We start from the raw sequence: 6,654 nt of genomic DNA, 5'->3' as shown, positions 1-6,654 counted from the left end.
TTCGGCAGTCCTTTTTCATTGCCGTTATTGAACTATCCTGAAAATAACAATTAGAGGTAAGGGATTTTGGGCAATACCGAACTAGACCCTGAAATATTTGAATTTTTTAAAGGATCTAAAGTTCAAGCTATTTATTTACATCCTACATTATTAAGCTATAGATTCAATTGACACCTTACAGCCAAGAGTTTCTAAGCGCTTAATAGATTGTTTGATCACGATCTCTTTCTTTCTTCGGTCAAAGTAATCTGCGCCCAATTCGATATATGGTACTCTTTTCTTTAACATATGGTAAGTAATTGTTAAGATGGTATGTCCTACGGCAACTGCTGCGCGTTTTTTACCAATTCTTGCTGCCAAACGTTGGTATTGGGAAGAAAGATAGGTGTTTTTTGTCCTAGCTGCTGAATGTGCTGCTTCAACAAGTGCTGCTCGTAACTTTTTATTACCTTTTCGAGTTTTTCCGGACTTTTTTTTTCCAGCACTTTCATTGTTACCTGGGACCATTCCAGCCCATGAACATAAATGAGGAGCTGAAGGAAATTGCTTTGAAATTTCCATGCCAATTCCGATTTCAGCCAAAAGTTGTTCGGCATGGCTTCTACCTATTCCAGGAATAGAATCAAGCAATTCAATATCTTCTTCATAAGGTTGCATACGTTGCTGGACTTCCTCGCTTAAAAGTTCAATCTGATGATCCATAAAATCAATATGTGAAAGTTGAGTTTTTAACATCATCTTTTGGTGGGGTCCAACGGATCCTGCTAACGCACGTTTCAAATCGTCCTTTTTCTTCTTCAAGCTTCTTTTAGCTAGGCTTGATAATATTTCTGACAATATACCTATTTTATTGCCGTCCTACGGAAGATACATGGATGGTGCTGTATTCGCTAATAACCCAGCATTGCGGGTATCTCATTTGCTGTCGACAAAAACATCGGAAATCAAAAACTTGAAATCATCTCAATTCTGTCATTTTGGACTGGCATACAACCTATAAACTTCCCGATTCCCCCCTCGAATATGGCCTTGAACAGTGATTGAGATATCCCCATTCCACTAGTCACCGTTTTGTTTATTTTTTAAGTCTCTCAATGATAAGTAAAGCATGAATCCCAGATCAATTATTATAATTGATAAAGCCGACCACTGGCCTCCTGTTAAGCCAGAATAACGAGGCGAGTCCCCACGGAAATACTCAAGTATAAAGCGTTCAACAAAATAAAGAAAAACATAAAATGAGAAAATCCAACCTCTATGCAATCTGTCTCCAGCAAAAACAAAAATCATAAATAAAATGCTGAAAAGAACCATGTTTCCTTGGCTTTCCCACACTTCAGCAGGCCACAATGGTTGACTATCATAGTAGGGGTAAGCAAAAGAATCTTTTGGATAGACAATTCCAAAATTCCCACCTGTTGGCTTTCCAAACGCATCCCCATTCATAAAGCAGGCAATTCGTCCAATGCCTTGAGCCAAAATCAAAGCGGGTGAAAGATAATCTGCAAATTCAAAAAAACTGATTTTATGGAAACGTGAGTAAATCACCAGGGAGATAACTCCCCCTGCAATCGCTCCTTCAATGGAAATTCCGCCTTGCCATATGGCGAAAATCTGCAGGGGATGATGTGAATATGTCGGCCATTGAAAAACAAAGACATGCCAAATGCGGGCCCCAATAATTGCCCCAAGTACTCCATAAATAATAAAGTTTTGCAAGTGTTGATAATATATTGTTTTTCTTGTTAGGGCAAGACCTACGCCAAAGCCGAGTATAATAGCGAGAATTGAAATTACTGCATGTGTTTGAACTTCATAGCCAAAAAAGTTAAATAAATTCCTATGCATTTTTTAATCCATCCCTTTAGAGTTTATTATATTGTATATATTTTGTTAAAAAGGCGAAAATCATAATCAATCCATCTCCTTAGATTTTTTTCTGGTTCCGACTTTCGTTCATCTGACGAAAAGGGCCTGTGGCAGCACACCATAATTACGCAGGCATCCAGATTCTATCCGATACACGTTATTAGGCCTAATTCCAGCGTTCCTGTAACCAGGGGCAAAGTATCTATTGAGAATACAGTGTTTTAGGATTAATCAGGCTTGTAACAAAAACGTTTGTTTTTGTTACAGTAATTTACTGAACCAAGATTATTGTGAAGTGTTTCACTTAAACTAACGGGGCAGTTTAGTTGAACAAGAAATAGAAAAATATGGTTGACCAATTTAATGAAGCATATTAAAATTAAGGAAATTACAAAATTTCGAAACGCAGTGACTGGGATTATTAAGGAATGTTTATTGTTTAGAGAGCTGTCGGCTGGTGAAAGACAGTCAATAAAGTCCCCAACTCGCCCACGAGTGGTAAGGCTGATATGTAAGTCTTAACGGTTGACATCCGTAATCAGTTATAAAGTGGATTTGTTGTAATAGCAAATTAACAAGAGTGGTACCACGAAGGTAAAGCCTATCGTCTCTTATGAGATGGTAGGCTTTTTATTTTAAACAATTGGTGAGGCGAGGAGGAATATATTATGGGAACAGTTTATTCATCAATACTTCCAAAACATGAAGAATTTATAAGAAAACAACGGATTTTTTTCGTGGGTTCAGCACCACTATCAACAGACGGACATGTTAACATTTCCCCTAAAGGTCATGATGTACTAAGGATATTTTCACCAAATGAGGTCGCTTATTTAGATTTAACTGGTAGTGGAAATGAAACAAGTGCCCATTTAATAGATAACGGAAGACTGACATTTATGTTCTTAGCTTTTGAAGGTCCCCCGATGATTTTACGTCTATACGGAACAGGTAAGGTAGTGTTACCAGACTCACCAGAATGGGATGACATGGCTAAGCACTTTGACATCCTACCTGGTTCTCGCCAAATAATTCATGCAAAGATTGAAACGGTAAAAACGTCATGTGGTTTTAGTGTTCCATTTTATTCATACAATGGTGAACGAGATACTCTCCAACAGTGGACTACCAATAAAAGCGAAAAAGATTTAGAAGAATATCGTAAAAAGAAAAATTCTATTAGTATGGATGGAATAGTTACACCAATTGGGGAAAAGTTTATCTAGCTTTAAAACGTTTAAATAGTTCCTTGTTGAGCTAAATGGGGCGATACTTCAAGAAGGAGGTCGCCTTTTTTCTTTTTGCACAAGAAAGATTGTGAAATGTTGTACTTAAACTATCGGGGCAGGTTAGTTAAATAAGGGGTTGGTTATGAATGTCGTATTTGACATAATTGCGACGAAAAAAAAATCCAGTTTACCTACTGGACTTATTACGAGTTATGAATAATTGGAAGCTATAAATTACAAAAGCATAGCAAATGGCAGTGTAAAAGATGTGTTTTGGCTAGCAGTATGCCCTGATTTAGTGATTAGTCTACTTGACCTTATTTTTTTGTCCAGTTAAGTGTAGCTGATTCAACGCATATATAATAAAATGGCATCAATTTGCTAGTACACCTTGATACTCTTCCTTACTTTCAAGAACACTTTTTGCGTAAGGACATACAGGAATAATATATAAGTTTTCATCTCTTGCATATTCAGCTATCTTGTTTACTAATTCTTTGCCTAATCCACGACCATTATGTCCCTCGTATACAACTGTATGGTTTACAATAATTAAATTTCTTCCATTTAAATCTTTTCCGCTTGGGATAAATTGAATTTTTGCAATAATTTCATTAGATTCCTCAATATAGAATTCATTCTTGCCCATTTTAATTTCAGTCATTTCCTCATTCTCCTAAATTTTTTAGTTCTGTTTATTTTTGCTCATAAGTAAGTGCTCTGCTTGGACAACGATCAATCACTTCCATAATTTTTTCAGCTGTTGCATTCTGTGGTGATAACCAAGGTCTTTTCTGGGTATTGAATACACTTGGCAGTCCCTTTACACATTCTGCTGCATGTTTGCAAATATTGGGTTTCCAATATATTTTGATACCTTCAGCTTCATAAGTTTTAATATTTTCACTCATAATATCCTCCTTCTAATAGTTCTGTGGGAATAATAATTTAATTCCTCTTAATTCTTCCTCTGATCTAAATTTCACAAAACTGTATGATGGGTTTTTACCAACAAACGAGCCACTTGGTAGCAACATGATAAATTTTTGAAAAACAATATTAATTTAATAGTACTTTATATTATGAGGAATCTCCAATTTGAGACTTGTTATTTAAAAATAAAATACTGTAGACGTAGTGATGTTATTTATAATTGGATTTTATTCCACAGAAATATAAACAGCAAAGGGGCAGCATTCATGTAATAAATAAGTGGTAATTGAGTAGGTTTGTGAAACATTGTACTTAAACTAACGGGTGCGATTGTTCAATAAGAGCAATCGCTTTTTTCTTATTCAAGTAACTGGCAGGATAGCATTCCTGTAGATCGTTATTTTTCAACTTTGAAAAAAATAGGGCTCCTCAGTAAGATATGAGTATAGACACCACTCTAACTCACAACTTTAGGAGGAACCCTACTATGAAGTTTAAAATGCAAAACAAACAAAATCAACTAATTGAAAGAATTTCTGTTAATCACCTTGTTGTTGGCGTGCATATTGCTCAACAATTTCACGTGGCTAGAGCTGTTAATTTCCGTGGAATTGTGGTGGGAGACCCACTTACATTTAAAAATAATGACGAGGGATTTTCTATTTTACTAGGGGGACCGTCAGGAAAATACGGATTTACAACTCTAAGCCTATTCTCAAGACGAATACCCCCATTTTAACAACGTTAAGACAATTTCAGCGGTCTTAGGGAATCTAATAAGACCACTTTCTCTGAATTAAAAGGGTATCCTTTTAGTAAATTGATATGCTCCCAGCCTAATGGTACATATGATGCAACAAGTCTTGAATAAAACTACATGTTCGTTTTTGATTTTCATCTACTTTTGTTAGATGTAGAGTATTCTAGATACTAATGACATTGATGATTATATCTAAGGCAATTTTCGTATTGACTCATTTATTAGGATTTAATTTTGCTCCAAGGATAAGAGACCCTTTCGGACATGAAATTATTTACAATAGATAAAGCATGTGAGTATCCAAAACTATAAGCTATTTTCCGTGGATAATAAATGCTAAAGAGAATTAAGAAAATTACGGAAAATTCTATGCCTCAAAATTAAGTTTTGATATATCTTTCTTCATTATCTGCTTTAGAATTAATAGATAGAATATACCAATTACCGCCCAAGAAATTCCTAAAATAAGGGAATGAAGATTAAGATTAATCCATAAAAAGAACATTAAACTTGTACCAATAAAAGGTGATACGAAATAGTTTAAAACAGATTTGAAACCGCGATTTCGCTTTTTGATTATATAGTGAAAAAAGACTGACAAATTCACAAATGTAAAGGCAGTAAGCGCTCCGAATGTAATAAAGGAAGTTGCAGCTTCTAAAGTTAGAAATATGGCGGTCAAACTTATTAACCCTAGCAAAATGATATTATAGACAGGTGTTCCAAAGCGTGGGTGAATATACCCGAAAAGTTTTCTTGGTAATACATCGTCCTTGCCCATTGCATATAATATCCGTGAAGCACTTGTCTGTGAAATCATGGCTGAAGCAAAAGTAGATGTAAGTGATGCGGAAAATAACATAGATTGAAAAAATATCCCGCCCAAATATTTAGCTAAAATGGAGGAAGTCCCTTCTAGGTCTTTTATTTTTGGAAATAGGGATAAAGCTGATTGCTCAAAATAGGAAGCGGTAATAAACAAAGCACCTGTCATAAAGACAATAAGCAATATTCCATTTGGAATTGTTTTTTTCGGATCTTTCGTTTCTTCAGCAAGTGTGGTAACCGCATCAAATCCAAGAAACGAAAAAGCGAGTAATGCGGCACCGCTCATTAATAGGGAAAATTTCATCTTATTTGAATAAAGCGGATCTAAGGCAAACAGTCCTTCAGGACCATTTGCCTGCCATAAATGGGTTAAACATAATGCAATAAAAACAAAGACAGCAATAAATTGCCAAATAACAAACAAAAAATTCACTGATACAGAAAATTTTACACTAAATATATTTGTAAGCGTTGTCACAAGGACAAAAAAAATAATGGTTAACCAGACTGGAAATTGGGGAATCATTGTTGAAACATAAATACTGCATACTAAAGCATTTATCATTGGTGTAAAAAGATAATCTAATAGGGCCGCCCATCCAACCATAAAGCCAAGTGTTGGGTTCATAGTCTTTTGTACATAAGTATAAGCAGAACCTGAGGTAGGGAAAACTCTTACCATTTTCCTATAACTTCCGGCAGTAAAAAGAATTGCGATTGCAGTGAATAGGTACCCAGCTGGTACATGCCCATCTGTTGCTTTAGAAACAATCCCAAAAGTGTCGAACACGACTGTTGGTGCCATAAATCCTATTCCGATTACGACAATATGCCAAAGAGTTAGTGAACGTTTTAAAGAACCCTCGTTTTCCATTTATTTCCTCCTTAATTTTCGTAGATATTCCTAAACATGAATATGAATATTTTTCGGACCATTATATTGCATAATACTTTCCGGGTTGAGCAAAAGGATTTTATAAGGTGTTCAACAAGATATTTGAATAATCAGATATCTTGTTGAACACTAAATTTAAA

At 35.3% G+C, this 6,654-nt stretch carries 5 protein-coding genes, 4 pseudogenes and 1 other annotated feature; of the genes and pseudogenes, 3 read left to right on the top strand and 6 right to left on the bottom strand.

Features of this window, described 5'->3' with window-relative positions:
- Nucleotides 1-150: 150 nt before the first annotated feature.
- Nucleotides 151-831, bottom strand: a pseudogene (locus tag BIV60_RS14175) (transposase); the annotation flags it as partial.
- A 228-nt stretch (nucleotides 832-1,059) separates the two neighbouring features.
- Complete coding sequence (lgt, locus tag BIV60_RS14170) at nucleotides 1,060-1,848, bottom strand: prolipoprotein diacylglyceryl transferase (RefSeq protein WP_071356387.1); 789 nt, start codon at nucleotides 1,846-1,848, stop codon at nucleotides 1,060-1,062.
- A 420-nt stretch (nucleotides 1,849-2,268) separates the two neighbouring features.
- Nucleotides 2,269-2,484: a binding site (T-box leader), on the top strand.
- Between the two features lie 53 nt (nucleotides 2,485-2,537).
- Here lgt and BIV60_RS14165 point away from each other — a divergent pair.
- Complete coding sequence (locus BIV60_RS14165; RefSeq protein ID WP_071356386.1) at nucleotides 2,538-3,095, top strand: pyridoxamine 5'-phosphate oxidase family protein; 558 nt, start codon at nucleotides 2,538-2,540, stop codon at nucleotides 3,093-3,095.
- A gap of 376 nt (nucleotides 3,096-3,471) precedes the next feature.
- Here the strand turns inward: BIV60_RS14165 and BIV60_RS14160 are convergent, their stop codons facing one another.
- On the bottom strand, nucleotides 3,472-3,762 hold the full coding sequence (locus BIV60_RS14160; protein WP_071356385.1) for a GNAT family N-acetyltransferase: 291 nt from the start codon (nucleotides 3,760-3,762) through the stop codon (nucleotides 3,472-3,474).
- Between the two features lie 31 nt (nucleotides 3,763-3,793).
- Entirely contained in the window at nucleotides 3,794-4,009 is a 216-nt protein-coding gene (locus BIV60_RS14155) for a (4Fe-4S)-binding protein (RefSeq protein ID WP_071356384.1), read from the bottom strand.
- A gap of 509 nt (nucleotides 4,010-4,518) precedes the next feature.
- On the opposite strand from BIV60_RS14155, the pseudogene BIV60_RS14150 reads away from it, so the two are divergent.
- Nucleotides 4,519-4,701, top strand: a pseudogene (locus tag BIV60_RS14150) (IS110 family RNA-guided transposase); the annotation flags it as partial.
- Between the two features lie 74 nt (nucleotides 4,702-4,775).
- Here the strand turns inward: BIV60_RS14150 and BIV60_RS30450 are convergent.
- A pseudogene (locus BIV60_RS30450) lies at nucleotides 4,776-4,990 on the bottom strand (Tn3 family transposase); the annotation flags it as partial.
- A 1-nt stretch (nucleotide 4,991) separates the two neighbouring features.
- On the opposite strand from BIV60_RS30450, the pseudogene BIV60_RS29170 reads away from it, so the two are divergent.
- Nucleotides 4,992-5,100 (top strand): annotated as a pseudogene (locus BIV60_RS29170) (Tn3 family transposase); the annotation flags it as partial.
- Between the two features lie 58 nt (nucleotides 5,101-5,158).
- Here the strand turns inward: BIV60_RS29170 and BIV60_RS14145 are convergent.
- Nucleotides 5,159-6,493, bottom strand: a complete 1,335-nt coding sequence (locus BIV60_RS14145; RefSeq protein WP_071356382.1) for an APC family permease — start codon at nucleotides 6,491-6,493, stop codon at nucleotides 5,159-5,161.
- Nucleotides 6,494-6,654 lie beyond the last annotated feature (161 nt).

This window comes from Bacillus sp. MUM 116, from assembly GCF_001866655.1.
GTDB lineage: Bacteria > Bacillota > Bacilli > Bacillales > Cytobacillaceae > Neobacillus.
This window is presented reverse-complemented; position numbering and strand designations above follow the sequence as displayed.